This window comes from Streptomyces silvisoli, assembly GCF_029269905.1.
In the GTDB taxonomy this organism is placed as follows: domain Bacteria; phylum Actinomycetota; class Actinomycetes; order Streptomycetales; family Streptomycetaceae; genus Streptantibioticus_A; species Streptantibioticus_A silvisoli_A.
On record NZ_JARJBC010000025.1, the window covers coordinates 99,441 to 125,263 of the forward strand.

The 25,823-nt window shown below is 69.1% G+C and carries 25 protein-coding genes; 12 read left to right on the forward strand and 13 right to left on the reverse strand.

Annotation, left to right across the window (positions count from 1 at the left end; translation table 11 throughout):
* Window positions 1-31: 31 nt before the first annotated feature.
* Together P3G67_RS29990 and P3G67_RS29995 are read right to left on the reverse strand one after the other, a co-directional pair.
* Window positions 32-1,234, reverse strand: coding sequence for a cytochrome P450 (locus P3G67_RS29990; protein WP_276096291.1), 1,203 nt, complete (start codon window positions 1,232-1,234; stop codon window positions 32-34).
* Between the two features lie 43 nt (window positions 1,235-1,277).
* Window positions 1,278-2,426, reverse strand: coding sequence for an acyltransferase family protein (locus tag P3G67_RS29995; protein ID WP_276096292.1), 1,149 nt, complete (start codon window positions 2,424-2,426; stop codon window positions 1,278-1,280).
* 359 nt (window positions 2,427-2,785) lie between these two features.
* On the opposite strand from P3G67_RS29995, the gene P3G67_RS30000 reads away from it, so the two are divergent.
* The 4 genes from P3G67_RS30000 (at window position 2,786) to P3G67_RS30015 (ending at window position 6,850) form a co-directional block, all read left to right on the forward strand.
* Window positions 2,786-3,718 carry a nitroreductase/quinone reductase family protein gene (locus P3G67_RS30000; RefSeq protein ID WP_276096293.1) on the forward strand — a complete coding sequence of 311 codons (933 nt, stop codon included), beginning with the start codon at window positions 2,786-2,788 and terminating at the stop codon, window positions 3,716-3,718.
* Between the two features lie 171 nt (window positions 3,719-3,889).
* A complete protein-coding gene (locus P3G67_RS30005; RefSeq protein WP_276096294.1) occupies window positions 3,890-4,876 on the forward strand; it encodes an aromatase/cyclase in 987 nt (328 codons plus the stop codon).
* On the forward strand, window positions 4,869-6,074 hold the full coding sequence (locus P3G67_RS30010) for a serine hydrolase domain-containing protein (protein ID WP_276096295.1): 1,206 nt from the start codon (window positions 4,869-4,871) through the stop codon (window positions 6,072-6,074). Before P3G67_RS30005 ends, P3G67_RS30010 begins: the two co-directional genes overlap by 8 nt.
* Window positions 6,071-6,850 carry an SDR family NAD(P)-dependent oxidoreductase gene (locus P3G67_RS30015; RefSeq protein ID WP_276096296.1) on the forward strand — a complete coding sequence of 260 codons (780 nt, stop codon included), beginning with the start codon at window positions 6,071-6,073 and terminating at the stop codon, window positions 6,848-6,850. The genes P3G67_RS30010 and P3G67_RS30015 overlap by 4 nt, the downstream gene beginning before the upstream one ends.
* An 81-nt stretch (window positions 6,851-6,931) precedes the next feature.
* Here P3G67_RS30015 and fabD read toward each other — a convergent pair whose 3' ends face one another.
* The gene (gene fabD, locus P3G67_RS30020) at window positions 6,932-7,885 is read right to left on the reverse strand and encodes an ACP S-malonyltransferase (protein WP_276096297.1); all 954 of its coding nucleotides are present in this window, start codon (window positions 7,883-7,885) and stop codon (window positions 6,932-6,934) included.
* Between the two features lie 174 nt (window positions 7,886-8,059).
* On the opposite strand from fabD, the gene P3G67_RS30025 reads away from it, so the two are divergent.
* Both P3G67_RS30025 and P3G67_RS30030 read left to right on the forward strand, forming a co-directional pair.
* Complete coding sequence (locus tag P3G67_RS30025; protein ID WP_276096298.1) at window positions 8,060-9,046, forward strand: twin-arginine translocation signal domain-containing protein; 987 nt, start codon at window positions 8,060-8,062, stop codon at window positions 9,044-9,046.
* 75 nt (window positions 9,047-9,121) lie between these two features.
* A complete protein-coding gene (locus P3G67_RS30030) occupies window positions 9,122-9,868 on the forward strand; it encodes an FkbM family methyltransferase (RefSeq protein WP_276096299.1) in 747 nt (248 codons plus the stop codon).
* Here P3G67_RS30030 and P3G67_RS30035 read toward each other — a convergent pair.
* Window positions 9,844-11,109, reverse strand: a complete 1,266-nt coding sequence (locus P3G67_RS30035; RefSeq protein ID WP_276096300.1) for a nucleotide disphospho-sugar-binding domain-containing protein — start codon at window positions 11,107-11,109, stop codon at window positions 9,844-9,846. The two genes, P3G67_RS30030 and P3G67_RS30035, sit on opposite strands and share 25 nt — an antisense overlap.
* Window positions 11,110-11,332: 223 nt before the next feature.
* Between P3G67_RS30035 and P3G67_RS30040 the strand changes: the two genes are divergently transcribed.
* A complete protein-coding gene (locus P3G67_RS30040) occupies window positions 11,333-11,929 on the forward strand; it encodes a dTDP-4-dehydrorhamnose 3,5-epimerase family protein (RefSeq protein WP_276096301.1) in 597 nt (198 codons plus the stop codon).
* On the forward strand, window positions 11,926-12,843 hold the full coding sequence (locus P3G67_RS30045; RefSeq protein WP_276096302.1) for an NAD-dependent epimerase/dehydratase family protein: 918 nt from the start codon (window positions 11,926-11,928) through the stop codon (window positions 12,841-12,843). Before P3G67_RS30040 ends, P3G67_RS30045 begins: the two co-directional genes overlap by 4 nt.
* Window positions 12,844-12,903: 60 nt before the next feature.
* On the opposite strand, the gene P3G67_RS30050 is transcribed toward P3G67_RS30045, so the two are convergent.
* Entirely contained in the window at window positions 12,904-13,830 is a 927-nt protein-coding gene (locus tag P3G67_RS30050) for an MBL fold metallo-hydrolase (protein WP_276096303.1), read from the reverse strand.
* 48 nt (window positions 13,831-13,878) lie between these two features.
* Window positions 13,879-14,673: an AfsR/SARP family transcriptional regulator gene (locus P3G67_RS30055; protein WP_276096304.1), complete on the reverse strand. Its 795-nt coding sequence runs from the start codon at window positions 14,671-14,673 to the stop codon at window positions 13,879-13,881.
* A gap of 361 nt (window positions 14,674-15,034) precedes the next feature.
* On the opposite strand from P3G67_RS30055, the gene P3G67_RS30060 reads away from it, so the two are divergent.
* Window positions 15,035-16,177: a hydrolase gene (locus tag P3G67_RS30060; RefSeq protein ID WP_276096305.1), complete on the forward strand. Its 1,143-nt coding sequence runs from the start codon at window positions 15,035-15,037 to the stop codon at window positions 16,175-16,177.
* 87 nt (window positions 16,178-16,264) lie between these two features.
* Here the strand turns inward: P3G67_RS30060 and P3G67_RS30065 are convergent, their stop codons facing one another.
* Window positions 16,265-17,434, reverse strand: coding sequence for a serine hydrolase domain-containing protein (locus tag P3G67_RS30065; RefSeq protein ID WP_276096306.1), 1,170 nt, complete (start codon window positions 17,432-17,434; stop codon window positions 16,265-16,267).
* A 178-nt stretch (window positions 17,435-17,612) separates the two neighbouring features.
* Between P3G67_RS30065 and P3G67_RS30070 the strand changes: the two genes are divergently transcribed.
* Complete coding sequence (locus tag P3G67_RS30070) at window positions 17,613-18,581, forward strand: Gfo/Idh/MocA family protein (RefSeq protein ID WP_391858383.1); 969 nt, start codon at window positions 17,613-17,615, stop codon at window positions 18,579-18,581.
* Between the two features lie 6 nt (window positions 18,582-18,587).
* On the opposite strand, the gene P3G67_RS30075 is transcribed toward P3G67_RS30070, so the two are convergent.
* Window positions 18,588-19,727, reverse strand: coding sequence for a glycosyltransferase (locus tag P3G67_RS30075; RefSeq protein WP_276096307.1), 1,140 nt, complete (start codon window positions 19,725-19,727; stop codon window positions 18,588-18,590).
* A 131-nt stretch (window positions 19,728-19,858) separates the two neighbouring features.
* Here P3G67_RS30075 and P3G67_RS30080 point away from each other — a divergent pair, with 131 nt between their 5' ends.
* Window positions 19,859-20,821, forward strand: a complete 963-nt coding sequence (locus tag P3G67_RS30080) for an AfsR/SARP family transcriptional regulator (RefSeq protein ID WP_276096308.1) — start codon at window positions 19,859-19,861, stop codon at window positions 20,819-20,821.
* An 80-nt stretch (window positions 20,822-20,901) separates the two neighbouring features.
* Here the strand turns inward: P3G67_RS30080 and P3G67_RS30085 are convergent, their stop codons facing one another.
* From P3G67_RS30085 to P3G67_RS30100, 4 genes are all read right to left on the reverse strand, one after another.
* Window positions 20,902-21,162, reverse strand: a complete 261-nt coding sequence (locus P3G67_RS30085; RefSeq protein WP_276096309.1) for an acyl carrier protein — start codon at window positions 21,160-21,162, stop codon at window positions 20,902-20,904.
* 39 nt (window positions 21,163-21,201) lie between these two features.
* Complete coding sequence (locus tag P3G67_RS30090) at window positions 21,202-22,407, reverse strand: ketosynthase chain-length factor (protein ID WP_276096310.1); 1,206 nt, start codon at window positions 22,405-22,407, stop codon at window positions 21,202-21,204.
* Complete coding sequence (locus P3G67_RS30095) at window positions 22,404-23,669, reverse strand: beta-ketoacyl-[acyl-carrier-protein] synthase family protein (protein WP_276096311.1); 1,266 nt, start codon at window positions 23,667-23,669, stop codon at window positions 22,404-22,406. Before P3G67_RS30095 ends, P3G67_RS30090 begins: the two co-directional genes overlap by 4 nt.
* A 91-nt stretch (window positions 23,670-23,760) precedes the next feature.
* Window positions 23,761-24,261: a flavin reductase family protein gene (locus tag P3G67_RS30100; protein WP_276096312.1), complete on the reverse strand. Its 501-nt coding sequence runs from the start codon at window positions 24,259-24,261 to the stop codon at window positions 23,761-23,763.
* A gap of 153 nt (window positions 24,262-24,414) precedes the next feature.
* Between P3G67_RS30100 and rfbD the strand changes: the two genes are divergently transcribed.
* A complete protein-coding gene (gene rfbD, locus P3G67_RS30105; protein WP_276096313.1) occupies window positions 24,415-25,311 on the forward strand; it encodes a dTDP-4-dehydrorhamnose reductase in 897 nt (298 codons plus the stop codon).
* A gap of 61 nt (window positions 25,312-25,372) precedes the next feature.
* Here the strand turns inward: rfbD and P3G67_RS30110 are convergent, their stop codons facing one another.
* Complete coding sequence (locus P3G67_RS30110) at window positions 25,373-25,675, reverse strand: hypothetical protein (protein WP_276096314.1); 303 nt, start codon at window positions 25,673-25,675, stop codon at window positions 25,373-25,375.
* Between the last annotated feature and the right edge of the window lie 148 nt (window positions 25,676-25,823).

Sequence of the window (25,823 nt, forward strand, 5' to 3'; positions counted from 1 at the left end):
GCGCGCAGTTCGCCTTCCGGCTCGACTGGGTTCACCAGGCCACCGGCAGGTGGCGTGGGCCGCGGATCAACGCGGTCTCCGCACGCCAGACGACCTCGGGTTGCGGTACCGCCAGACGCAGTTCGGGGAACTCGCGCAGAAGCGTGCCGAGTGCGATCCGGATCTCCGTCCTGGCCAGTTGGGCGCCAAGGCAGAAGTGCGGTCCGTACCCGAACGCCAGGTGCGGATTGTGGTTCCGGTCGAGGTCGAGCAGTTGCGGATCGGTGAAAACCGCGTCGTCGAAGTTGGCCGAGACCATCGCGGGGAAGACCGCCTCCCCCTCGCACACGGTGGTACCCGCCAACTCCACGTCCTCGGTGGCGATCCTTGGCAGGGACTCGCTGCCGCCCAGCGGGACGTGCCGCAGCAGCTCCTCCACCGCGGTGTCGAGCCGCTCCGGACGCTCCACCAGACCGGACCAGAGCCCTTCGGTGAGCAGGGTGTAGACGAAGTTTGCGATCGCGTTGGCGGTGGTCTCATGTCCGGCCGCCAGGATGGTGACACCAAGGCTGACCAGCTCCTCCTCGGTCAGCCGCCCCTCGTCCTCGTCCCGGGCCGCGATGAGCTGGGAGAGCAGGTCGTCCTGCGGCTCGGCGCGGTGGCGGGCGACGTGTTCGGTGAGGTAGGCCATGAGCGAGACCGCGGCCTGCTGGACCTCCTCGGCCGCCACACCGGTGCCGCTGAAGAGCAGCTCCGAGAAGCGCTCGAAAAGGTGCCGGTCGGCGGCGGGCACGCCGAGCATCTCGCATATCACCGTGACCGGCAGCGGCATCGAGAACGCCGCGACCAGGTCTACCGGCGGGCCCGCCGCGCGCATGTCCGCGACCAGTTCACCAACCAGATCCTCGATACGGGGCCGCCACAGCTCGACGTTGCGACGGGAGAACGCCCCCGAGACCAGTCGGCGCAGCCTGGAGTGCTCCGGCGGATCGAGGGAGAGGATGTCGCCGCCCGGGTTGAGCCACTCCTTGGTCCGCGGGACGTCGGCCTGCACTGTGGCGGCCCGGGAGAACCGGGGATCGCCCAGCACAGTCCTGACCTCGGCCTGTCTGGTCACCAGCCAGCCCTCACCACCGTAGGGCAGTGCCACCCGCTGCACCGGGCACTTGGCCCGCAGCTCGGCGAACTCCGTCGGCACCTCCAACCGGTGGCCGTCCGGGAACGGGTATGTCATCGCCTGGTCCGGTGTCGTCACCAGTACTCCTCACTGTGTTGTGGCCTCGGTCGGTGATGGGCGGTCAGGCGGGCACCGCGGCGACGGCCGGCTGCTTCTTGCGCGGGGCGGAGAAGCGGCGCATGAGCGGCCGTTCGACCACCACGAACAGCGCCACACCGAGCAGTTGGATGACCGTGAAAAGCACCACCACGATGAGCAGGCCCGTGCCCACTCCGAACTGCTTGCCCTCGCCCACCAGGTGCCGGGTCAGCCCCAGCAGCGGGAAGTGGACCAGATAGGCGGCGTAGGAGGAGTTGCCGAGCAGCACCATGAACCTGTTGCTCAGCCAGCTCGGCTTGTCCGCCAGATCGCGGGCCGCGATACCGGCGACGATCAGGCAGAGGCCGATCGTGAGCAGGCCGCTGACCCGGAAGGTCTCGGGGAGCTGGAACATCAGAGCGGTGAGTGCGGCTGTGAGCAGCACCCCCCACCACACCATGAACCGCGGCCGGCGCCCGGTCTGCAGGATGCGGGCCAGGAAGACACCGAGTAGGAATTCAGGCATCCGGGCGAGCGGGAAGAAGTCGGTGAAGTAGTCCTGGTTCCAGGACATGTTCTGCCCCGGCGCGTGCGGACCGGCAAGGAAGTAATGCGTGGCGGTGGGGATCGCGATGATCACCACGGCGCATCCCGCGAACCAGGTCCACAGGCGGTTGTCGGCGATCCGCCGGATCGGGCGGATCAGCAGCGGCAGGGCCAGGTAGAACACGACCTCGACGGAGACGGACCAGTTCACGCCGTACACGCTGAAGACGTAGGGCATCTTGGGCGTCCAGTCCTGCACCAGGAACAGGTTGGCGACCACCGGACCCGGTTTGGTCATGGCCAGCGAGCCGAGCAGCGACATCGGCCCCACGAACAGCAGCAACAGCAGGGTGCCGGCCCAGACGATCACGTGTCCGGGATAGATCTTGACAACCCGCCGCCGCCAGAACCGCAGCAGCGTGCTCCGCCACGGCTCACCCCAGGTGAGCACGAATCCGCTGAGCACGAAGAAGGTCGACAGCGCCGCCGTACCGTAGGGAAGGTACGTGCCCGCCTGGTTGATGGAATTGTTCGCGAAGAAATAGCCCGCGCCGAGGGCGTGGGTGATGAACACCGCGACGAACAGGATCGCGCGGTAGCCGGTCAGCGACGGAAGCTGACGGACCGGTGGGGAAGTGTTGGCCATGTTCCGGCTCCTGGGATATTGCGGGAGTGGGCCTCCCGACGCGGGACGAGGCCGAACGTAAGAGCGCACGCTAGGGCCTGACTTGAGCTCCAAGGCCGCGGATCGGCTGACATCGGCCGCCGATCTTGCCCCGTGCTGACGATCCGCGTTACAGTTCAAGCGAGCCCCGTATGGGCCTACGTATGGAGGTAGCGGCTACTCAGCCAGCACAGAGATCGGCACGTCCGTCTCTCGCAGCTTTGTCAACCCCTGAAGCGGGGGTTACTGCGCCCACTCCACTGCGTAGGCATGCGGGTATTTTTGTGTCGGTTTTTCTGTGCCGCCGCCCTCCTTCCGGAAACGAATCCGAAAGGAAGTGCATGAGCGAGGAGCAAGCCGAGAACTGGTCCGGCTTCGACGTCAACGCTTTCCAGCGCCAGATCATCGCCGAGTTCCGTGCGAACAACGGCAAGATGACCGGGATGTTCGAGGGCTGGTCGCTGACGGTGCTGACGACCGTCGGCGCCAAGAGCGGGCTGCCCCGGGAGACTCCCCTCGGATACCTTGAGTTCGACGGGAAGGGCGTCGTCGTCGCCTCCGCGAACGGCTCAGACCGCCATCCCGGCTGGTACCACAACATCCGCAAGAACCCCATCGTGACGGTCGAGACCGGCGAGGAGACCTACCAGGCCATCGCCGCCATTCCGCAGGGCGCGGAGCGTGACAGGCTCTTCGAGCGGGTGGTCGCCGAGGCACCCGGATACGGCGACTATCAGGCCAAGACCACCCGTGAGATCCCGGTCGTCGTGCTGCACCGGATCGAGGCCAAGCCCGGTGAGGAGCGGGTGAAGGGCATGGGGACCTGGGTCGTCGAGGTGCACGACTGGCTGCGCCAGGAGCTCAAGACGCTCCGCGCCCAGGTGGACAAGGTGGTCGACGGCACCGCGCAGACCATCGAGCGGACGCCGCCGGACCTCGCCCAGCAGATGCGCACCCACTGCCTCACCTTCTGCGGAGCGCTGCGCCGGCACCACACCGGCGAGGACATGGCCGTCTTCCCGCAGCTGGCTAAGCAGTTCCCGGCGCTGGCCCCGGCACTCGCCCAACTCAGCGAGCAGCACAAGGTGGTGGCGCGGCTTCAGGACTCGATCCAGGCGCTCATCGAGGGCTTCGTCCCGGGGGAGTCCGACCCGGTAGAGCTGCGCGCCGAGCTCGAGCGGCTGGCCGGCCAGCTTGAGTCGCACTTCGAGTTCGAGGAGCGCACCGTGGTGACGGCGCTGAACGCCACCGCCGAGGCACCGCCGTTCGCCTGATTCCGCACGGTGGAGGGGCGGTTCGTCCACCCCTCCACCGTCGCGGTAGCTCTTGAGCTGTCCTCTAGCGTCCGCTGCCAGCCTCGCCACCGGGAAGCCGCGGCAGATCGACGCGGCCATCAACCTGCGGCCGTATGTTCGATCGCCGCGCCTCGGAGGAGAGGAACCACGATGAGCAGCATCCCCGTCGGCGGCCAGCACCACACGCCGACCGCGAGGGGCGGGCAGCCGGAACTGCGGCGCACCGAGCACCTGAGGTACTCGATGGCGCCGGCCCAGACCCTTTATGAACTGGCCGCCGACGTCACACGCTGGCCCGCCATCTTCGGGCCGAGCGTCTTCGCCCAGCACCTGGGGCGCGGCCAGGGCACCGAGCGGTTCCGGCTGTGGGCCCAGGTGAACGGGGAGGTGAAGTCCTGGGTCTCCCGGCGCGAACTCGACCCCGACGCGCTGTGGATCCGCTTCGACCAGGAGCAGAGCGCGTCTCCCATCGCCAGCATGGGCGGCGAGTGGCACTTCCGGCCGCTGCCCGACGGCGGGACCGAGATCGTGCTGCTGCACGAGTTCACCGCCGTCGACGACAACCCGGAGACGGCCAGCTGGATCACCTCCGCACTCGACCGCAACAGCGCGGTGGAACTGGAGGCGCTCACCCGAATCGCCGAACTTGGGCGCCCGCTGGACGAGTTGGTGTTCTCCTTCACCGACACGGTGGCCCTCAAGCGGTCGGCCGCCGAGGTCTACGACTTCCTTTACCGCTCGGACCTGTGGCCGCAGCGGCTGCCCCATGTGCAGCGCGTGGTGCTGAAGGAGGACGAGCCCAACGTCCAGGACATGGTGATGGAGACGGTCACCGCGGACGGGTCCACGCACAGCACGCACTCCGTCCGGGTGTGCGTGCCCGGTCAGCTGATCGTCTACAAGCAACTGGTGCCGCCGAGGCTGCTGTTCGGCCACAGCGGACGGTGGGAGCTGGCCGGGGCGGGCGATGAGGTACTGGTGACGGCGGAGCACACCGTGGCGATCAACCCGGCCGCCGTCGCCGAGGTGCTGGGAGCCGGGAAGACGCTCGCCGACGCCCGGGAGTACATCCGCACCGCGCTGGGCCGCAACAGCCGCAGCACGCTCGCCCACGCCGGGACGTTCGCCCATGAGTGAGCGCAACGGGCCCCCGCGGGGCGGCACTTGGGACGGTGACTTCGCCGAGGTGGCGCAGGCCTTCCAGGGGCACTTCGCGGCCGGCGAGGAGATCGGCGCCGCCGTTTGCGTCTACCACCGGGGCCGGCCGGTGGTAGACCTGTGGGGCGGCTTCGCCGACCCCGACCGCACCGACCCGTGGCGGGCGTCGACCCTTGGAGTGCTCGCCTCCCCGACCAAGGCCCTGGTCTCCAGCGCCGCGCTGCTCCTGGTCGACCGCGGGGTACTGGAGCTGGACCGGCCGATCGCCGACCACTGGCCGGAGTTCGCCGCGAACGGCAAGGAGAAGATCACCCTGCGGATGGTGATGAGCCACCGCTCCGGTGTGGTCTGCCTGGACCACGACCCGATCACCGCGGACTACATGCACCGGCACACCCCGATCGCCGAGGCGCTCGCCGCGGCCAAACCGGAGTGGGAGCCGGACACCGCGCACGGCTACCACGCCGTGACCTACGGGTACCTGATCAGCGAACTGGTCCGCAGGCACACCGGCCGCACCGTCGGCGCGTTCTTCGCCGAGGAGATCGCCGCGCCGCTGGGCCTCGACTGCCACATCGGCCTGCCCGACCTGGGGGCGGTGCACCTGGCCACCATGATCCAGTCCAAGGCCGAGGACGTGATGTCCGGCGGCGACCCCGGCGACGCCATCGCCATGCTGGTCGAGCTCGGCAAACCCGACTCGCTCACCCACCGCTCGACGGTCGCCAGCATGGCCCTGGATCCGGAACCGGACCTGGCGGCGGAGGACCCGTCCTACGGCGGCTGGGCCAGTGCCCAGTCGCTGGCCAGGCTGTATGCCGCGCTCCTCGGCGAGGTCGATGGCTTCCGGCTGCTCAGCCCGCGGACCTCCGCCCATATCGGCCGGGTGCACGCGCAGGGCTCCTGCCGTATCACCATGATGTCCACCGCCTGGGGGCTGGGGTTCATGCTGCCCGACAGCCCGACCTTCCCGGCCTCGGCCGGACTGACCACCGCGTTCGGCTTCGACGGCGCCAACGGCACCTTCACCTTCGCCGATCCGCGGTACGACCTCGCCTTCGCCTACGTCCAGAACTCCGGTTCCCGGGAACTGGGCAGCATCGACGACCGCGCCCACCGGCTGGTCCAAGCCGTCTATTCGAGTGTCGAGCGGCGCTCACCCAAGGAGGAATCATGACCGCGACCCCAGTTGCCCTGGTGACCGGCGCCACCAGCGGAATCGGTCTGGAGGTCACCCGGCGCCTGGCCCGCGACGGCGCACGCGTCTACCTGTGCGCGCGGCGGGAGGACGTGCTGACCCAGACCGTCAAGTCCCTGCGGGACGAGGGCCTCGACGTCGACGGGCAGGCCTGCGACGTCACCTCGCGCGAGGACGTCCGCTCGTACGTCCGGGCCGCCACCGAGCGGTTCGGACCCGTGGACATCCTGGTGAACAACGCCGGCCGGTCCGGCGGGGGGATCACCAAGGAGGTTCCGGACGAGCTGTGGCTTGACGTGATCAACACGAACCTCAACAGCGTCTTCATGGTGACCAAGGAGGTCCTGAACAACGGCGGCATACTGGACCGCGGCTGGGGGCGGATCGTCAACATCGCTTCTACAGGCGGCAAGCAGGGCGTCGTCAACGGCGCTCCGTACTCCGCCGCCAAGCACGGCGTGGTCGGGTTCACCAAGGCGCTCGGCCTGGAGCTGGCGAAGACCGGGGTGACCGTGAACGCCGTCTGCCCGGGCTTCGTCGAGACGCCGATGGCCGAGCGGGTGCGCGAGGTGTACTCCGGGCTGTGGGGGGTCCCGGCGGACGAGGTGCTCGAGCGGGTGAGCGCCCGGGTGCCGATCGGCCGCTACGTGGTGCCCGAGGAGGTGGCGGCGATGGTGGCCTACCTGGTCGGCCCGGCCAGCGACGCGGTGACCGCCCAGGCGCTGAACGTCTGCGGTGGTCTCGGCAACTACTGACCGGCCAGCACGGCGAGGGGGCGTTCCTCCGGCTCTGGTCCGGGGAACGCCCCTTCGGCGTGGGCGATTTCGGGTGGCGGTTCAGGTGCCCCGGTCGGCCAGTGCGGCCAGGGTGAGGGACAGCTGTCCCGCGTCGTCGGTCCGGTGGGCGACCACTCCCGGGGTGATCCGGCGGCACAGGCCGCCGAGGACCTTGCCGGGGCCCACCTCCACCAGGCGACCCGCGCCCTCGGCCGCCAACCGCAGTGCCGTGCCAGTCCAGTTGACCCGACCGGTGAGCTGACGGCGCAGGCAGGCGCGTGCATCGGCGCCGTCGGCCACCGGCGCCGCGCTGAAGCTGGAGATGACCGGGATCACCGGGTCGCGGAACTCCACCTCCTCCAGGGCCGCCGCGAACTCGTCCTCGATGCCGCCGAGGAGCGTGCAGTGCGCGGCGCCGCCGATTTCCAGCATCACCACGCGGTCGGCGCCGGCCTGCCAGACCAGTTCGGCAAGCGCGTCCACCCCGCCGGTCTGCCCGGAGATCACCACCTGGGTGAAGTCGTTGTGGTTGGCGACCTCCACGACCTCCCCGGAAGCGGCTGCGGCCTTGGCGCACATCTCCTCCACAGTCGCCAGGTCGAGGCCGACCACCGCCGCCATCTTGCCCGGCACCCGCTCGTTGGCCGACATCATCAGCTCGCCGCGCAGCCTGACCAGCCGCAGCGCATCGGTCCAGTCGAGGACGCCGGCGCACACCAGCGCGCTGAACTCGCCCAGGCTGTGCCCGGCCGCGATGTCGGGCATCAGCCCGTGCGCCCGCAGCACCTCAAGCGCCACCACACTGGTCAGCACCACGGCGGGCTGGGTGACCGGCATCTGCCGCAGTTCCTGGGCCGGGCCCTGCCAGCACAGCCGGGACAGTTCGAAGCCGAGCAGCTCGTCGGCGCGGCGGTAGTACGCCTCGGTCAGCTTCGGCCAACGCCGCATCAGGTCAAGCCCCATCCCTACTCGTTGCGAGCCTTGGCCGGGGAAGAGGAAGGCGATCTGGTCCATTGCAGGCACTCACTCTCGGCTGGTGGCAAGGGTTGGCAGTCTTCCGGAGCGGGCTACACCACGGCTTGAACACCGCTTCACCCTGCGAAAGGGCGGCTCAAGCGGTTCTCTGGTGCGATCTGCGACCGTGCGGCAACCGCCCTGCGGCGGTCGATTGCGAGGAGGAGAAGCGGCATGCAGAACAAGGCGCTGACCCGCCGGGGATTCCTGGGCCTGGGTGCGGCTGTCGGTGGCGCGGCGGTGGTCGGCGCCGCGGCGCCCCCGACCTGGGCGGGGGAACGATCCCGGCAGGAGCAGCTGTGGCCGACCACCTTGAACCTGCCCGACGGACTGCATCCGGACGCCCTGGCGATCGGCAGGCTCCCCTTCGCTTACTTCGGTTCGCTGCTCACCGCCGCGGTCTACCGAGCCGACCTCGTCACCGGTGAAGGCGAGTTCATCTTCCCGGGGCTCGGCTCGGGGCACAACGCGATCGGGCTGGCGCTGGACCACTTCGGGCGGCTGTTCATCGGAGGCGGGTGGGGCCGGACCATCACCGTCATGGACGGCCTCACCGGAACGGTGCTCAGAACCTACGAGGGACTGGGCGCCGCCAACACCTGTGTGAACCTCGCGACCGTCACGCACGAGGCAGCGTGGTTCACCGACGGCTTCAACGGAGTACTGTTCGGTGTGCCGTTCGGCCCGGGCGGCACGCTGCCCGAACCGGACGGGATCGTCACGCTGCCGCTGACCGGCGAGTGGCAGCAGAGCCAGAACCACTGGACGATCACCGGCGCCGGCATCGCGCCGACCCCCGACGGCCGGGCCCTGCTGGTCATCAACCAATACGTCGACGGCGGCGCCCTGTTCCGGGTCGACCCGCGCACCGGCGACGCCCGCCAGGTCCCCGTCGATGGCGCCAAGTTCCCGACCACCAACGGGATCGCCGTCAGCCACCGCACGATGTACGCGCCGTCCCAGAAGGACCTCGCGGTGCTGCGGCTCGCTGCGGACGGCACCAGTGGCGCCCTCGTCCGCCGCATCACCGACCCCCGGTTCGACACACCGAGCGCCGTCGCTCCCTTCCGGGACCGGCTGTACCTGACCAACTCGCGGTTCCCACTTCCACCGACGCCGACCACGGCGTACAACGCGGTGGCCATCCCACGGCCCGAGTAGTCCAGGAGCAGGAGCCCGGCCCCGGCCGGGCTCCTGCTCTCTTGCCGAAAAGCACCGTCCTGAGAAAGGGAACGCATGGCCGACGACGGCATCCAACTGGTCGAGCTGGCCGAGGGGTTCTCCTGCTACGCCGACGACGAGGCCACCGCCCACTTCGGCTACCGGGAGATCTTCGAGGACGACTGCTACGCCTTCGACCTCCCGGAGGCGCCGGTCGTGGTCGACGCAGGCGCGGGCATCGGACTGTTCACCCTGTTCATCAAGCGCAGATATCCGCGGGCCCGGGTGATCGCCTTCGAGCCGGTGCCGGGCAACGTCCGGCTGTTGCGGCGCAATCTGGCGCTGCACGGCATCGCGGACGATGTCGTAATCCGCCCCAGCTGCCTGGGCGCCAAGCCGGTCGCCGCCGCGGGCTTCACGCACCTGCCGCGGCTCGCCGGGAACTCCACTCTCCACCCCGAGGAACTGCCCGCACAGCAACGGCTGTTGGCACGCCAGATGGGAGCGGAGAAGGCGGCGGCGCTCTTCGCGACAGCACACATCACCGTCGAGGTGGAACCCGTCTCGCAGGCCCTGCGCGAGATCGCCCCGACCGGGCCGATCGACCTGGTGAAGGTGGATGTCGAGGGTGCGGAGCTGGAGGTCCTGCACGGCGTCGCCGAGGACGACTGGCCCAGGATCGGCGCACTGCTGATCGAGGCGGGCGGCGACCGGCAGGCCGTGGAACGGGTCCTGCGGGAGCGCGGACTGAGCGTCCGCAGCGCCCGCGCCCCCTACATGTGGCCGGAACTCGGCATCTACAACGTCACCGCACGACGCTGAGCGCGGTGCTGGACGGTCAGCGCCTCCAGCCTCCGTACGACCTCGGCCGGGCTCGGCATGGACTGCGTCTGCGCGTGCAGTTGCTCCGCGCCAGCCCGGAACGACGGCTCCGTCAGCAGTCGAGTCACCTGCTGCGCCAGCGACTCGACAGTGAGCTCCTGCGGTTCGAGCATGAGCCCGGCGCCGCTCTCGGCGACGTACCGCGCGGTGCGCGCCTCGCCCCACATCGGCAGCGGTGTGACCAACTGCGGCACCCGGTGCGTCACGGCCGCGGCGAAGGTCCCGCCGCCGCCGTGGTGGATCAGCACCGAACAGCTGGGCAGCAGGTAGTTCAGCGGCACGTACTCCACCAGCCGCACGTTCTCCGGCACCTGGCGCACGGTGGCCAACTGCTCGGCGTGCAACGTCGTCACCAGCTCGATGTCCAGCTCGGCCAGGGCGGCGACCACGTCGGCGAAGGAGACCCCAGCCTCACGGAAGAGCTGTCGGCCGCGGCCCCCCATACCGAGCGAGAGGCACACCCGGGGCCGCTCCGGTCGCTCGTGCACCCAGGCCGGGGGGGTGCGATTGCCGTTGTACGGGACCCGCCGGATCGGCTCGTACGACAGCTCGACCGGCAGCCGAAGAGGAGCCGGGACCGGGTCGATGGACCACTGACCGAGCAGCAGCTCCTCGCGGTAGGCGATGCCGTACGGCTCCAGCATCGGCCGCATCAGGGCGGTCACCGGGTCCTCCTCCGGCCCGGTGCTGTGCTGCGCCAGCCGCTCCCGCGAACGCGCGTGCAGCCAACCGATGTTGTCCTGGCCCCACAGGAACCGTGCCTGCGCGGCCCCGGTGACGGTGGCGGCGACGGCAGCCGGCACGCAGAACGGATCCCACAGCACCAGATCCGGCTGCCACGTCCGGCAGAAGTCCACGAGATCGTCCAGCATCGGTGAGAACCCGGCCAACATCCGGGTCATACCCGCCCACTTGCCGACCCAGCCGTCGTCATGTGCGGCGTCCACCGACAGGAAGTCGGTGAGCGTGTCCAGCTTCTCGAAGTTGTCGTTCCACTGCATGACCTCGGTGAGCGCCGCGCCGACCGGCACCGGGGCAAGACCGGCCTCGGTCACCAGATGCGCCGCACCGGGATGGATCGCGACGCGCACCTCGTGTCCGGCGTTCTGCAGCGCCCAGGCCAGCGGGACCAGGGGGTGCACATGCGCCGTCGCAGGGAAAGCACAGAACAGAACACGCATCGATTAATCTTCCTCTCGCCCGGCACAGTTCGGGAGGAAAATCCTTCCTGAGTTTTCTCGGGTACGACTCGAACGGCAGACGGGAACCGCTTGACTTGCAACTGTGCGCCTCTTGAGGGCGAATGATGCGCCGACATTTCCCATACCGTACACGGTGATTCTCTGGCAGCATCGGTACGCAGTCTCCCACCAACAAATAGGCCAACAGCCAAGGAATGCCGTCATGCATGTGCGCGAGCTCGCCGTTCCGGGAAGTTACGAATTCACTCCGGAGCTCTTTCCCGACAGGCGCGGGGTGTTCGTGTCGCCGATGCAGGGCCCCGTCTTCCGGTCCCGCGTCGGCCACGAGTTCCACGTCGCCCAGACCAACCTCAGCCACTCGTCCCGCGGAGTGCTGCGCGGCATCCACTTCACCACGGCACCGCCCGGACAGGCCAAGTACGTCTACTGCGCCCATGGGCGGGCGCTCGACTTCGTCGTGGACATCCGCGTCGGCTCGCCCACGTTCGGCACATGGGACTGCGTCGAACTCGACGCCGAGTCGTCCCGCGCCGTCTACCTGCCCATCGGGGTCGGCCACACCTTCCTAGCACTGGAGGATGACACGACGATGTCCTACCTGATGTCGACCAGCTACGTGCCTGAACTCGAGCAGTCGATCGACCCGTTCGACCCCGAACTCGCCCTGCCTTGGCCGAAGGAGACCGAGTTCATCGTCTCCGACCGGGACCGCGCCGCGATGAGCCTGAACGAGGCGCTGGAACGCGGACTGCTCCCGAAGTACGAGGACTGCGTCGACCAGCGGCAGGTGAACGCGTGACCTCGCGCCGAGTCGCGGTGCTGGGCGGCACCGGCTCGGTGGGCAGGCACGTCTGCGCCGCCTTCGCGGAGCAGGGGCACACGGTGGTCGCCGTCGCCCGCAACCCGGCACCACACGCGGCCCTGCACCGGTTCGTGCCGCTCGACCTGGTGGCCACCGGCGGCGCCGAACTGGCCGCACTCCTCACCCGCGAACGCGTCGACACCGTGGTCAACGCCTTCACCGGCTGGGGCTCGGCCGAAGCGGAAATGCGCCGGCTGAACGTCCGGCCCGTCGAACACGTCGTCGACGCGCTGCGCCGCCTGCCGAACCGTGTGCGCCTGGTGCACATCGGCACGCTGCACGAGTACGGTCCGGTGCCCGAGGGGAGTTCGATCCACGAGAAGCTGCCCCCCGCACCGGACAGCCTCTACGCACGGGTCAAGCTCGCCGCGTCCGAGACGGTGCTCGACGCTGCGGGGCCGGACGGGATCGACGGTGTGGTGGTCCGGCTGGCCAACACCATCGGCCCGTATCCGGCGGCCGAGACCTTCCTGGGCTCGCTGGCCCGGCGACTGCGCCACGACGACCTGTCCGCCGGGATCGAGCTGACCATCTCCGATGCGCGACGGGACTACGTCGACGTCCGGGACGCCGCAGCGGCGATCGTGCGCGCGGCGCTGCTGCCCGAGGCGCCACTCCTGCTGAACATCGGCAGCGGTACCGCCGTCGGTGTGCGGACCCTGGTGGGGAAGTTGCTGCGGGCGGCCGACCTGTCCCCCGACACCGTCCGGGAGACCGGTGGCGTGGTGCACAGCCACGGGGGCGACTGGACTAGGGCCGACATCTCTCTGGCCACCTCGGCCCTGGACTGGCAACCGCGGTTCACCGTGGCCGAGTCCATGACCGCGATGTGGGACAGCCTCGGCGCATGACGGACAGACAGGGAGCTGGCCCTCGCGGTGAGCGAGGGCCAGCTCCCTGTCGCGGACGGCTCAGGCGCAGCAGGTCAGCGGGCCGCCATGGTAGTCCGTCATCTCACCGAAGATGACGCCCATTTCCTTCAGCAGGACACCGAAGTCGAGTTCGGCCTCCGGGTCGCGGTGCTCGGCGTAGGCGCGGTGCAGGTTGGCCACCAGCCGCTCTGGCTCACCGAGTTCGGCGAACCGGCCCAGTTCGGCCTGGCGCGCCACCTCCAGCGGTGCCATGCCCGCGGCGATCCCGTCCGCGGCCAGCTGCTGCATCCACCGCAGGTACGCCTCGGTCACGTCGAAGACCTCCGGCCCAGCCACTGGGCCGTGCCCGGTCACCACGGTCGTGGCACCGAGGGTGCGCAGATGCTGGATCGCCTTGAGTGAACCGGAGATCGAACCGAGCGGCACGAACGGAGTGAACCCGGACATCACGATGTCGCCGGTGAACAGCACCTTCCGCTCCGGGATCCAGACAACGGTGTCATTGGCGGTGTGCGCCAGCCCGAGATGCATCAGTTCGGCGGTCAACTCGCCGACGTGCAGGGTCAGTCGGTCCTGGTAGGTGACCGCGGGCAGCCGCACCTCGACGCCACCCCAGGCCACCTCCGGCCACAGCTCGGTCAGGTGCAGCCCGGCCCGGGCCATCTCGTCGCGGGCGCTGGCGTGGGCGATCACGGTGGCCTCGGGGAAGAGGAAGTTCCCGAAGGTGTGGTCACCGTGGGAGTGCGTATTGACCAGGGCGAACGGAGCCGAACGGCCGTCGGCGAGCACCTGCTGGCGAAGACGGCGGGTGCGCGCCTCGGTCGCCGCGGTGTCGATCAGCGCGACTGATCCGCCGGACGCGATGACACCGGCGTTGCTGACGCACCAACCGCCCTCCGGCTGGAGATAGGCGAGGACATCGGCGGCCACCTCCTGGAGAACCGGCTCTTTGGCTGCTGGGGACACGAAAGCCTCCTTGGCGTAACTAGGGTTCTGACTTCACGGTCAGGTGGTTCAGGCCAGGTCGTAGGCGGCCAGCGGTAGGTCCGGGACGTTCGACAGCACCGCCTGGTGCAGTCTCTGCAGTCGGTTGGAGGGTTCGACGCCGAGCTCGCCGATGAGGATCTGCCGTAGGTTGCGGAAGACCTGAAGCGCCCGCCACGGTGCGCCCGAGCGCTGCAGAGCGATCATCAACATGGCGCAGAAGTTCTCGTGCATCGGGCACTGGGCGACCAGCATCCGCAGCTCGGGAATCAACATGGCGTGCCGGCCCAACTGGAGGTCGGCCAGGATCCGCAGCTCCTGGGCCCGCATCCGAGCCTCCTCCATGCCCATCGCCTCCATCTCCAAGACCTGCCCGGCCGGTACGTTCATCAGGGCCGGACCGCTCCACAGCTCCAGTGCGCGTCCCAGTTGGCGGGAGGCGGTCTCCGCGTCCCCGGCCGCCAGCGCGGCGTCGCCCTCGACCGTGAGCCGCTCGAACTCGCGCAGGTCGAAAGCGCTTGGAGTGATGGCCAGTTGGTAGCCGTTGAAGTGGGTGATCAGCAGTTCCTTCGCACTTGTCCGGCTTCGGGCCGGAAGGGAACCGGCGATGAGCTTGCGCAATTGCAGGATGTACGTCTGCAGTGTCGTGGTACCGCTGCGCGGCACCTTGTCGCCCCAGATCTCCTCCATGAGCGTGGACACCGGCACAACCCGTCCGCAGCGCAGTGCCAACAAGGTGAGCACCTGCTTCGGCTTGCCTGCGGTCGGGACCACGGACCGGCCGCCGATCCGGACTCCGATCGGGCCCAGCACGTTGATTTCCATCGTCTGCTCGTCCGGCGCTTCAACGGGCTGCGGCGCCACTGCGTTCTGAATAATCTCAATTCCCCCTAGGAAGGCCGCCGTTTGGGGCTACTAACAGCGGGCAGATTTCCATTGCTATTCAGATGGGGTGTCCGGCGCCGGCCAAGCGGCTGTATAGCCCCCCTCTTCGCTCACCGTTCTCGGCGGGCCGCTGTCGCCGACTCGTCGGTGTCACCCGCGCTCAGACTGTGAGGGGCCCCTTGAGGCTCACTTGAATCGATTCTCAGCGATCCCGGGCACGATGAGCTCAAGCGGAGTTCGAGCTCGCTGCGAACAGCTGGACGCACCATCGGCACTGAAGCCGAGTCCAGGAGGCCAGGAGATGCCCGAACTTACCTCGCCCGAGCCAGGGTTGGCGCAGGCCGCGCATGACGTCGCGGCACTCGCGGCTCACGATGCCGAACGCGCCGAGAAAGAACGGCAGTTGAGCCATGACGTGATGCAGGCGGTCATGGCGGCCGGATTTGGACGCCACTTCGTGGGCGTGGAGCACGGCGGGACGGCCGGCACCTTCGCGGAGCTGAGCGCCGCCGTCGCCGTGATCGGCGCGAAGTGCCCGGCGACGGCTTGGTGCGCATCACTGGCGGCGAGCATGGCCAGGATGGTCGGCTACCTGCCGGAGGAGGGTCGCAAGCAGGTCTGGCGGGACGGGCCCGACGCCCTGGTCGTGGGAGGGGTCTCCCCGATCGGCCGGGCCCACCCCGAGCAGGACGGCTGGCTGCTGTCCGGGACGTGGCCGTACATCAGCGCCGTCGCCCACTCCGACTGGGCGCTGGTGTGCGGCGTGGCGAAGTCCGACACGGGGTACGAACCGCGTCTGTTCTGCATTCCGCGCGCCGACTACCAGGTGAAGAGGACCTGGTCGGATGTCGGGATGCGGGCGACCGGAAGCGACACCCTCGTCGCCGAGGACGTCTTCGTACCCGCCAGCCTGAGCTCCCCGCTCACCGACCTCCTCGAAGGCGCCGCCGCCTCCTCCGCGCCGCCCTGCCACAGCGTCCCCCTGACGGCGGTGAATGGATTGTTCTTCACCCTGCCCATCCTCGGTGCCGCCGAGGGCGCGCTCGGCCTGTGGTCGTCCTATGCCGCGCAGAAGATCCGCTCCTGGTCGCCCAAGCAGCCCGGTCCGACCCGCGGTTTCTACGAGGAGACCCTGGCCCGCGCCTCCGGCACCATCGACGCAGGCCGGCTGCTGCTGGAACGAGCCGCTCGCGTCGCCGACCGGGGAGCACAGGCCTCGCCCCTGGAACGGGCCCGCAACCAGCGCGACTGCGCCCTTGCGGCGGATCTCCTGGTGACCGCGGTCAACCAGCTGTTCCGTGCCTCGGGTACCGCCGGGCACAGCGTGCACCACCCCTTGCAGCGGCTGTGGCGCGACGCCAACTCCGCTGCGGGCCACGTGGTGCTGCAACCTGGACCGGGTGCGGCCGCCTACGCCGTCAGCGCTTTGGACCTCGACGACTGACGGTCCGCCGAACGACCTCGCGCCCGCCCCGATGCCCACCGCCCAGGACGGTGGGCATCGAGACGGGCGCTTGTTTCGGCCAGGCGGTCAGCGAAGCGTTCCGGCGCAGCGGTAGACGGCTTCGATGAGTCGGCGGGGCCGGTCGTCCAGCGTGCCCATCACCGGGGAGCCGGCGTTCTGCATGTAGCCGAAGGCGAGATCGTGCTCGGGGTCGGCGAAGATGTAGGAACCGTTGGCGGCGCTGAGTCCGAAGGCAGTGGTCAGCCCGACCTCTGCCGGGAAGACCGGATGGTCGGGAAGCTGCACCCCCAGGCCCCAGTTGCAGAGCGTCTGCGTCACCAGGCAGTGGCCCTTGGAGTGTACGCGCGTCATCTCCGCGACGACGGCCGGGCTCAGCAGCCGTACCCCGTCGACCTCGCCGATCAACGCGGCCATGAAGCGGGCGAGCGACCGGGCGCTGGCCCGCCCGCCGTAGGACGGGTCCTCCCACGTCGGGTCCAGCGCCGCCACGTCCAGGGCCAGACTGCCCATCATCGCCCGGTAGGTCAGTGTGCTCGGGTCGAGGAAGGCGGCCAGGTCGTGCTCGTCGCCCGCGAAAAGAGCCTCGGCCTTGGACGGGAACATCGTCGCCAGGTGTGCGCTGTCCGGGTCCGGCACACCGATGTGGCACTCAAGACCCAGCGGCTCGGCGATCTCCCGGGCGAAGTACCTGCCGACGGTGAGCCCGGTACGTCGTCGCAGCAGCTCGCTGACCAGATAGCCGAAGGTGATCCCGTGGTATCCATGCGCGGTGTCCGGCTCCCACTCCGGCCGCGCTTCGGCCAGTGCCTCGGCGATCGGCAGATGGGTGCGCATGGCCTCGTTGGTGATCGGGGCATGGTCCAGGCACACCACACCGGAGCGGTGGCTAAGCAGCATCCGCAGGCTGATCCCCGCCTTGCCGTGCGCCGCGAACTGGGGCCAGTGGTCGGCCACCGGAGCGTCGAGATCGAGCAGCCCCTGATCCACCAGCCGCAGCGCCGACACCGCGACCAGCGCCTTGGTCGGCGAGGCGAGCAGCCCCAGCGTGTCGGGACGCCATGGATCCACCCCCCGCTCGTCCGCGAAGCCGCCCCGCAGGTCGACCACCGGCTCGCCGCGGTGATAGACGCACACCGCCGCGCCCACTTCCAAACCCGCGGCGAAGTTCGCCTCGAACGCCTCGGCGACCCCGGTGAAGGCATCCGCCGCCCAACCACCCCGCGGAGAATCACTCATCGTCTCCCACCTCCGTATCCACGCCTGATCGCCTACGACAGTCGCTGTCCGCGCTCGTGGTTCACTCGACTCTCGGCAACGCGGCGCTCGGGCGTGGTCGACTTCCGCCGTCCTTCGAGCGGGCGTCGAGTCCGTGCCGCGATGGTTGCGTGGTCACCCTCGTCCCCTCAACCACGGAGTGCCCCAGGTGCTGAGAGTCGGAGTCATGGGCTGCGCCGAGATCGCCCGGCGCCGCATACTGCCCGCCATGAAGGCTCACCCCCTCATCGAGCTCGCGGCGGTCGCCAGCCGGGATGCCGCCAAGGCCGCCGAGACGGCCCGGCAGTTCGACTGCCGTCCGGTCGTCGGGTACGAGGCGCTGCTGGCGGACGACACCGTGCGGGCCGTGTACGTTCCGCTGCCCGCGGCGCTGCACGCGCCATGGGTCGAGGCGGCGTTGGCGGCCGGCAAACACGTGCTCGCCGAGAAGCCGCTCACCACCGACCCGGCCCGCACCCGCGAACTCCTCGACACCGCCCGCGCCCGCGCAGTAGTGCTGATGGAGAACGTCATGTTCGTCCACCACGCCCAGCACGCGACGGTCAGCCGACTGGTGGCCGAGGGTGAGATCGGCGAACTGCGGTCCCTACACGCGACGTTCACAATCCCGGCCCTGCCCGACGACGACATCCGGCACCAGCCCGAGCTCGGCGGCGGAAGCCTCTACGACGTCGGGGTGTACCCGGTACGCGCGGCCGTGCACTTCCTGCGGGGGAAACTGGAGGTGCGGGGCGCCGTCCTCGAACACACTCCCGGCCGTCGAGTCGACACCGCCGGTGCCGCGCTGCTGCGGGCCCGCGACGGGGTCACGGCACACCTGGCCTTCGGCATGGAGCATGCCTACCAGTCCCGTTACGAGCTGTCCGGGAGCAGCGGCCGCATCCTCGTCGACCGCGCCTTCACTCCGCCCGCGGACCACCCGCCGCGGATCCTGATCGAGTCCCGGGCGGGCACCCGCTCGTACCCGCTGCCCCCGGACGACCAGGTCGCCAACACGCTCACCGCCTTCGTCTCGGCGGTGCGCACCGGGAGTTGCGCGTCGGCTGACTGCCTGGCCCAGGCCGACCTGCTGGCCGGCATCCGACGGGCGGCAGGCCTGGACCGGTGAGCAGGCTCACCCCACCGCCAACTGCTCAACCAGACTGAGTACTTCGGCCGGGTCGGGCAGTGCGGCGATGTCGGCGGCCAACTCCCGGGACCGCTGGGTGTAGGACGGCTCCGACACCAACTGGTGGCAGGCGGCGGTGATGGCTTCGCAAGTGTCCTGCCCGGGAAGCAGTGTGATGGCCGCGCCGAACTCGGAGAGCCGCCGCGAATGCGACACCAGCTTGGGCATGTTGGGCACCACCAGTTGCGGAACGCCTGCCTGCATCGCGGTGAGCGCGGTCTGGCCGCCGCCCGAGTGCACCAGCGCGTCGCAGGTGCGCAGCACAGTGCCCAACGGCAGCCAGCCAGCCCGCACTTGGGGCCGCGTCAGGGCCGCTGCGGCCTCCTCCGGTGCGGCGATGACCAACTCCACATCGAGCCTTCCGACCTCGGCCACCAGCCCTTCCAGGAAGTCGAGATCCTGGTCGCGGCTGACCCGGCTGCCCGCCGTGACACAGATCCGGGGCCTGTCGCCGGCGGTGTACATCCACGGTTCCAACTGCCGCTGCCGGCCGGTGGGTACGAAACGCATCACCGCGCCGACCGCCGCGTCCGGGGTGAGCATGCGCGGCGGGCAGATGTGGATCCACAGCCGCGGCTCGGGCAGCCGCTCCAGGCCGAGTCGGGCCAGCTCCGGCGCCAGTTCCTCCTCGGCCCCCAGGTCCATCTCGACCGGCTCGCCCATGTCCCAGGCGTGCCGGACGTATGGTACGCCCAACTCCGCGGCGAGCAGTCCGGCAGCGAAGGACAGCGTGCCGCCGATGACGATATCCGGTCGCCAGGCCCTGCCCAGCGCGCGCAACGCCGCCATGCTGTCGGCCGCCAGCCGCCCGAAGCCGTGACCGCCGAAGTGCAGCCGGGTCGTGGTGTCCGTCGGCAGCACGAGCGGAACGCCATCGCGGGTCGCGAACATATAGTCGCGCATGGTCTTGCCGGTGACCGCCACCCCGGGCAGGCCCGCCCCGACGACGACCGGCATCATGTCCTCGGTGGCCGCTACGAAGACCTCATGTCCCGCGTTGCGCGCCGCCGTTGCGAGCGGGGCAAGGGCGAAGACCGTGGCCGGGCTGCCCGCTGCCACGAAGAGTGTTTTCAGAGTGTGTGCCATGACCATGTGGCTCCCCTCATCCGTGTCCGTCCGGTCCGGCACAGCCTCCGCGAGGGCACTGGAACAGCGGTATATCCGCGATCGAGCATGCCCGGATCTTCGGCTGTGGACATGCCTGTGGACACACGCATATGATCAAAAACGGCGGATGGATACGCGCACGACGCAATCAGTCATATGCGCGCTGTCTGGAAAATCATCGGGGGATGAGAAAAATTAGCCAGAGTTCTGTCGTGCTCGCGCCTGCCGCGACCCGGCGCATTGAAACCATGGAAATCGGCCTGCTCGGGCCGATGACGGTGACGATCAACGGAATGTCGATCGTACCCACCGCGCGAAAGCCGAGGCAGTTGCTCGCCCTGCTCGCCCTTCGCCGGGGCCGGGTTGTCCCGGTCTCGGCCCTGATCGACGAGATCTGGGGGAGCGACATCCCGCGCAGCAGCGCCTGCACGCTGCAGACCTACATCCTGCAGCTACGACGACTGATCACCCTGTCCCTGCACGCGGGTTCCGGCTCGGAGGCCAAGGACTTAATCGTCACCCACTTCAACGGGTACCAGTTGAAGGCGGATCCCAGCTCCTCCGATCTGCGCGAGTTCGAACGGCTGTCGACCGAGGGCGACGCCGCGCTGGCGGCAGGGGATGCCGCCAGCGCCTCGCGCCTCCTCGCCCGGGCGCTGGACCTGTGGCGCGGCCCGGCCTTGGTGGACGTACCGATCGGACGGGTGCTCCAGATGGAGTTCATCGGGCTGGAGGAGAGCCGGATGCGGGTGTACGAGCGGCGTATCGTCGCCGACCTCCTCCACGGCAAACACTCCACCCTTGTTCCCGAACTGCAGATGCTGGTCGCCCAGAACCCGATTCACGAGAACTTCTGCGCCATGCTCATGGTCGCCCTGCATCGCTCGGGAGCGGCCTGGCGGGCACTGACCGTTTTCCGGAACCTCCGCGCCAGCCTGATCAGGGAGTTGGGGGTCGAACCCTCGCACCGCCTGCAGATGCTGCACCGGGAGATGCTGAAGAACCCCGCCGAACTCCCGGCAGGCAGCTTCGACTTCCTGCTGAGCGCTGGACACCCGGCACAGGTGTGGTGACTGGCGTACGTCCCGGAGCCGACAGACCTCTCGCGGCGTGTGAGAGGTCTGTCGGCCTCGGCCGCGCGAGCGGTGGAACGTCAACTGGCGCTGGCCACTGCTCGCTTGGCCCGGTCGAGCAGCGCCCGCGGAGTGTCGGTGTTGAACAGCTCGTCATCGGGGATCACGATGCCGTACTCCCGCTGGAGCACGGCCGCCGTCTCCATCAGCGCCAGCGAGTCGTAGCCGAGCGCCTCGAAGGTCTTGTCGAGGATCTCCCCCTCCAGCCCGTCGCCCTCCTCGAATCCCGCGCACCTGGCCAGGATGCTGCGCAGGTCGTCGACCGTGATGGCCTTGCTCATCGTTGATTCCTCTTTCCCGTGTCGTAGTGTGACAGGTTGTCAGCAATTCAGGGCGCTGACGACGATCGCCGTGTTGAAGCCCCACTTGCCGCGCGCCAGCACAAGGGCGTGCGACACGGCCTGGTAGCGCGGCTCACCGCGGACCAGATCGATCCGGTAGTCGGCTGGGACCTGCGAGACGTTGGCGGTCGAGGGGATCACGCTGTCCCGGATGGACAGCAGGGCAGCGACCACGTCCAGCGGTCCGCCGCCGGAGTACAGACGGCCGGTTAGCGTCTTGGGCGCGGTCACCGGAACACCCGACGGTCCGAAGACGGCCGAGATCGCCTCGGCCTCCTGCCGGTCGAGTTCACTGACGCCGACCGCGTCGGCGAACACCACGTCGACCTGCCCAGCGGTCAATCCGGCATCCGCCAGCGCGAGTTCGATCGCCCGACGCAGCGCCGGTGGGCGGGGGGAACCGGGCGCCGGGTCGAAGGTGGAGGCGTACCCGGTGATCGCGCCGTAGACCTGTCCGGCGCCTCGGCGGCGAGCCGCCGCCAGTTCCTCGACGACGAGGATCGCCCCGCCCTCACCCGGGATGTAGCCACTGGCGTTCACATCGAATGGCTGGTAGGCAGTGGCGCTCACCCGGCCGCCGGAGAGCTGGGAGGCCCAACCCCACGGATCGAGGGCGGAGTCCACGCCGCCGGTGACGACGAGGCCCACGCCCTGCCGCACGGTCCGTCGGGCGTGGCCGATCGCGTCCAGACCACCTGCCTGCTCGGCGACAAGTGCCTTGCAGGGCCCCCGCATTCCGTGCCGGATCGAGATCTGCCCGGTGTTGACCGCGTAGAACCAGGCGAACGACTCGTAGACGCTCACATGCTCCGGCCCCTTGGACCACAGCTTCCTGAGCTCCCGATGGGTGAACTCGAAGCCACCCAGGGCGTTGGCGGTCACCACCGACATATCGAAGTCCACCTGCTCGGACGGCTTCACCGCGGCGTCCGCCAGCGCCCAGTCGGCGGCGGCCAGTGCGAACCGGGTGGAGATGTCGGTCTGCGGCAGCAGGCGCGGGGAGATGTGCTCGGCGGAGTCGAAGTCCAGCACCTCACCGGCGCGCTTGGCCGCGTACGGCGCGGGGTCGAACCGGGTGATCTCCGCGATCGCGTCGCGGCCGTCCAACGTTGCCTTCCAGAAGTCCTCGGTGCCCAGCCCGTTGGGGGCCACCACACCAAGGCCCGTCACCACAGCGGTAGTCATCGCGTTCCTCCCGGCCGGTTCAGCACGATTGCGCTTTGGAAACCACCGAAGCCGCTGCCCACGCTCAGCACGGTGTCCACCTGCTGCTCACGGGCGGTGACCGGCACATAGTCGAGGTCGCACTCAGGGTCTGCCTGGTGCAGGTTGGCGGTCGGCGGTACGACGTTGTTCTCGATCGCCAGCAGACTGGCGGCGATCTCAACGGATCCGATGGCGCCCAGCGAGTGACCGACCATCGACTTGATCGAGCTGACCGGCGTTCCGTACGCGTGGTGTCCGAGACTGCGCTTCAAAGCGGCCGTCTCGTGCCAGTCGTTCTGCTTGGTGCCCGAACCATGGGCGTTGATGTAGTCGAGGTCCTCGGCGTTCCTCCCCGCTTCGGCCAGTGCGGCACCGATCGCCTCGGCCATCTCGCGGCCGTCCTTCTTCAGGCCCGTCATGTGGTAAGCGTTGCTCCGGGTGGCGTAGCCGCTCACCTCGGCGTAGATGTGCGCGTCCCGGTCGATGGCGTGCTCGAGCTTCTCGAGTACGAAGATGGCCGAGCCCTCGGCGAGTACGAACCCGTTGCGAGTGGCGTCGAAGGGGCGAGAGGCATGCTCGGGGTCGTCGTTGTACGTGGTGGTTGCCTTGATGGCGTCGAAGCAGGCGACGACGATCGGGGTGATCGGCGTGTCGGTGGCTCCGGCCAGCATGATGTCCGCGGCACCCTCGCGGATCACCTGAGCGGCGTTGCCGACCGCGTCGAGCCCTGACGTGCAGCCGTTGGAGACCATCGTCACGGGACCCTCGGCGCCGATCCGCCAGGCCAACTCGGCAGGCATCACACCTGGTGTGAGGTAGTCGAACATGTGCGGTGACAGGTATTCGGGGCTCACCGTCCAGCGCCGCCCCGCGTCGGACAGGATCTGGTACTCGACGTCCAGGCTGGTGGAGGCGGCCACCGCGCTGCCCAGGCTCACCCCGACCCGGTGCGGGTCGAGGCGCCCCACCTCCAGACCGCTGTCGGCGATCGCGTCGTCGGCGCATATGACGGCGAACTGCGTGGCCCGGTCCATGCGCCTGACCTCCCTCGCGCTCAGCCCTTCGGCCTCGGGGTCGAAGTCGCATTCCCCGGCCACCTGGGACCGGTACGGCGAGGGGTTGAAGAAGCTGATCCGGCGGGTCGCGGTGCGGCCCGAACTCAGCAGGTCCCAGAACTCTTTGGTTCCGGATGCCCCCGGTGCGCGCACCCCGATTCCGGTGATCACGACGCGACTGGACATATGACAGTTCCTTCCTCGAAGTTGGAGGAATGCTCGCGGCTGCCGCTTGAGGACGACTCGACGTCCGCTCCTCGGACTGAATTCCCGTGACTCACGCTGGACTTTCTTCGGGAGGCAGGGAGCGGAAGACCCGACCGCAGTAGACCAGCGGCTCACCGGGGAACACTTCGCAGCGCCGGACCAGCCCCACCAGGATCACGTGGTCGCCGCCGTCGAACCGGTTGACCAACTCGCACTCCAGGCGCCCGAGTACACCGTCCAGGAGTGGCACGCGACCCAGTCCGGGAGTGGACGCCAAGCCGCCGTACTTGTCCACCGCCTTGGTGGCGAATCGCGCCGCCAACTGGGCCTGGTCGTCCCGGAGCAGGTGAACGGCCATCGCCTCGGCGCCGTCGAACGCGGGATGGCAGTCAGCGCTCCGGTCAAGGCAGACCAGCACCAGGGGCGGGCTCGACGAAAGCGACGAGAAGGCCGTCGCGGTGAATCCTCGCCTGGCCCCGCTTTGGTCCAAGGTGGTCACTACAGCCACACCACTGGGCCAGCGCGCCAGACAGTCGCGCAGTGTCGCCGATTCGAGCTCGGTGATCGTCATGGAATTCTGGTTCACCCCCCACCGGAAAAGTCTTCGCCGGTACCTTTTCAACGGGGTCTCACGCATTACTTGAATCCGGCTTGAACCGGTATTCCCATCGCGCGTCCAGCCGATGTCGAGGCCGACTCAAGTCGAGCGGTGCAGGGTGGGCTCATGAGCGACATACGCTGGCTGGTCACGGGTGCCGGTGGGATGCTCGGCCGGGACCTGTGCTCGGTCCTGGCGCACTCCGGAGAGAACGTCACGGCACTCACCCGGGCCGACCTCGACATCACCGATCGGGACGCCGTGTTCAAGGCGGTTCGCGGCCACGACGTGGTCGTCAACTGCGCGGCCTGGACGGACGTGGACGGCGCCGAGGCGGCTGAAGCGGCGGCAACCGCTGTCAACGGCACCGGAGTCCGCCACCTCGCCACCGCCTGTGCCGGGGCAGGCTCCCGACTGCTGCACGTCTCCACTGACTACGTGCTTCCCGGAGACGCCACCGAGCCGTACGCCGAGTCCGCGCCCACCGGCCCCGTAAACGCATACGGGCGCTCCAAGCTGGCCGGTGAGCGGGCCGTCGCCGAGTTGCTGCCGGAGCACGGCTACACCGTCCGCACCGCCTGGCTGTACGGCGAGCACGGGCCGAACTTCGTCGCCACCATGCTCAGGCTCGCCGCTCAGCGCGACACCGTGGAGGTGGTCAACGACCAGTACGGACAGCCCACTTGGTCGTACGCCCTGGCCCGCCGACTGGCAGCGCTCGGCCGGTCCGCTCACGCCGGGTGCGCCCCGGCCGGCGTTTACCACGGCACGGCGAGCGGCAGCACCACCTGGTTCGGGCTGGCCCGGGCGGTGTACGCGCTGAGCGGTCTCGACCCCGACCGCATCAGGCCGACGACCTCCTCGGCCTTCCCCTCCCCGGCCCGCCGCCCCACATACAGCGTCCTCCACCACGCCCGCTGGACCACCGTCGGCCTCACCGCCCTGGACGACTGGCATCAGACCCTGCCCCAGGCCCTACGCCGCCCTACTTTCACGGCCCTGGCGGAGGCGTCCGCGGGTTGACGACCCGATGCCCCGGTTCGGCGGCGCGATCGGGAGAAGGAGACGGGCTGGACTGGGTGCCCTACAGGATGTCTTCGACGGCGAAGCGCAAGGGCAGGCTGGCGATGCTGGGTGCCCATCGCAGGGTATCTTCGAGGGAGTCACGCCGTTTCTCACTGCCATCTACGGTCCTGATCGCCGCAGGAAGCCAACCACTGGCGACGGCTTCACCAGTGTCACCGCTCACCGTATCGATCAATAGGCCAACAGCGAGTTCTGACAGCAGCCGACCAGATTTCCCCACGTACGGCCAGTTGTGATGTTGATGGCCAAGAGCGAGACCCGCAAGAGCAAGCAGAAGCACGCCAACCAGCCCACCCAGCATCCGCCGATGCAGACTTTCTCACCCCCCCGCGACCGGCTCCGGAGCTTGTCTCCGGAGCCGGTCGCGTTGTCAGACGGGGCGGGCGCAGCTTGGCCAGGGGACTCGTCACTCACCCCTCACCCACGCACGCGCACCTCGGCGGCAGCGT

Coding starts and splice junctions, on each gene's coding strand:
- P3G67_RS30085 (WP_276096309.1), bottom strand. CDS start 21,162: ATGAGCAAGGCCATCACGGTCGACGACCTGCGCAGCATCCTGGCCAGG.
- P3G67_RS30015 (WP_276096296.1), top strand. CDS start 6,071: ATGACCGCGACCCCAGTTGCCCTGGTGACCGGCGCCACCAGCGGAATC.
- P3G67_RS30040 (WP_276096301.1), top strand. CDS start 11,333: ATGCATGTGCGCGAGCTCGCCGTTCCGGGAAGTTACGAATTCACTCCG.
- P3G67_RS29995 (WP_276096292.1), bottom strand. CDS start 2,426: ATGGCCAACACTTCCCCACCGGTCCGTCAGCTTCCGTCGCTGACCGGC.
- P3G67_RS30080 (WP_276096308.1), top strand. CDS start 19,859: ATGATCAAAAACGGCGGATGGATACGCGCACGACGCAATCAGTCATAT.
- P3G67_RS30060 (WP_276096305.1), top strand. CDS start 15,035: ATGCCCGAACTTACCTCGCCCGAGCCAGGGTTGGCGCAGGCCGCGCAT.
- fabD (WP_276096297.1), bottom strand. CDS start 7,885: ATGGACCAGATCGCCTTCCTCTTCCCCGGCCAAGGCTCGCAACGAGTA.
- rfbD (WP_276096313.1), top strand. CDS start 24,415: ATGAGCGACATACGCTGGCTGGTCACGGGTGCCGGTGGGATGCTCGGC.
- P3G67_RS30055 (WP_276096304.1), bottom strand. CDS start 14,673: ATGGAAATCAACGTGCTGGGCCCGATCGGAGTCCGGATCGGCGGCCGG.
- P3G67_RS30100 (WP_276096312.1), bottom strand. CDS start 24,261: ATGACGATCACCGAGCTCGAATCGGCGACACTGCGCGACTGTCTGGCG.
- P3G67_RS30065 (WP_276096306.1), bottom strand. CDS start 17,434: ATGAGTGATTCTCCGCGGGGTGGTTGGGCGGCGGATGCCTTCACCGGG.
- P3G67_RS30090 (WP_276096310.1), bottom strand. CDS start 22,407: ATGACTACCGCTGTGGTGACGGGCCTTGGTGTGGTGGCCCCCAACGGG.
- P3G67_RS30010 (WP_276096295.1), top strand. CDS start 4,869: ATGAGTGAGCGCAACGGGCCCCCGCGGGGCGGCACTTGGGACGGTGAC.
- P3G67_RS30095 (WP_276096311.1), bottom strand. CDS start 23,669: ATGTCCAGTCGCGTCGTGATCACCGGAATCGGGGTGCGCGCACCGGGG.
- P3G67_RS30030 (WP_276096299.1), top strand. CDS start 9,122: ATGGCCGACGACGGCATCCAACTGGTCGAGCTGGCCGAGGGGTTCTCC.
- P3G67_RS30025 (WP_276096298.1), top strand. CDS start 8,060: ATGCAGAACAAGGCGCTGACCCGCCGGGGATTCCTGGGCCTGGGTGCG.
- P3G67_RS30005 (WP_276096294.1), top strand. CDS start 3,890: ATGAGCAGCATCCCCGTCGGCGGCCAGCACCACACGCCGACCGCGAGG.
- P3G67_RS30000 (WP_276096293.1), top strand. CDS start 2,786: ATGAGCGAGGAGCAAGCCGAGAACTGGTCCGGCTTCGACGTCAACGCT.
- P3G67_RS30110 (WP_276096314.1), bottom strand. CDS start 25,675: ATGCTGGGTGGGCTGGTTGGCGTGCTTCTGCTTGCTCTTGCGGGTCTC.
- P3G67_RS30035 (WP_276096300.1), bottom strand. CDS start 11,109: ATGCGTGTTCTGTTCTGTGCTTTCCCTGCGACGGCGCATGTGCACCCC.
- P3G67_RS30075 (WP_276096307.1), bottom strand. CDS start 19,727: ATGGCACACACTCTGAAAACACTCTTCGTGGCAGCGGGCAGCCCGGCC.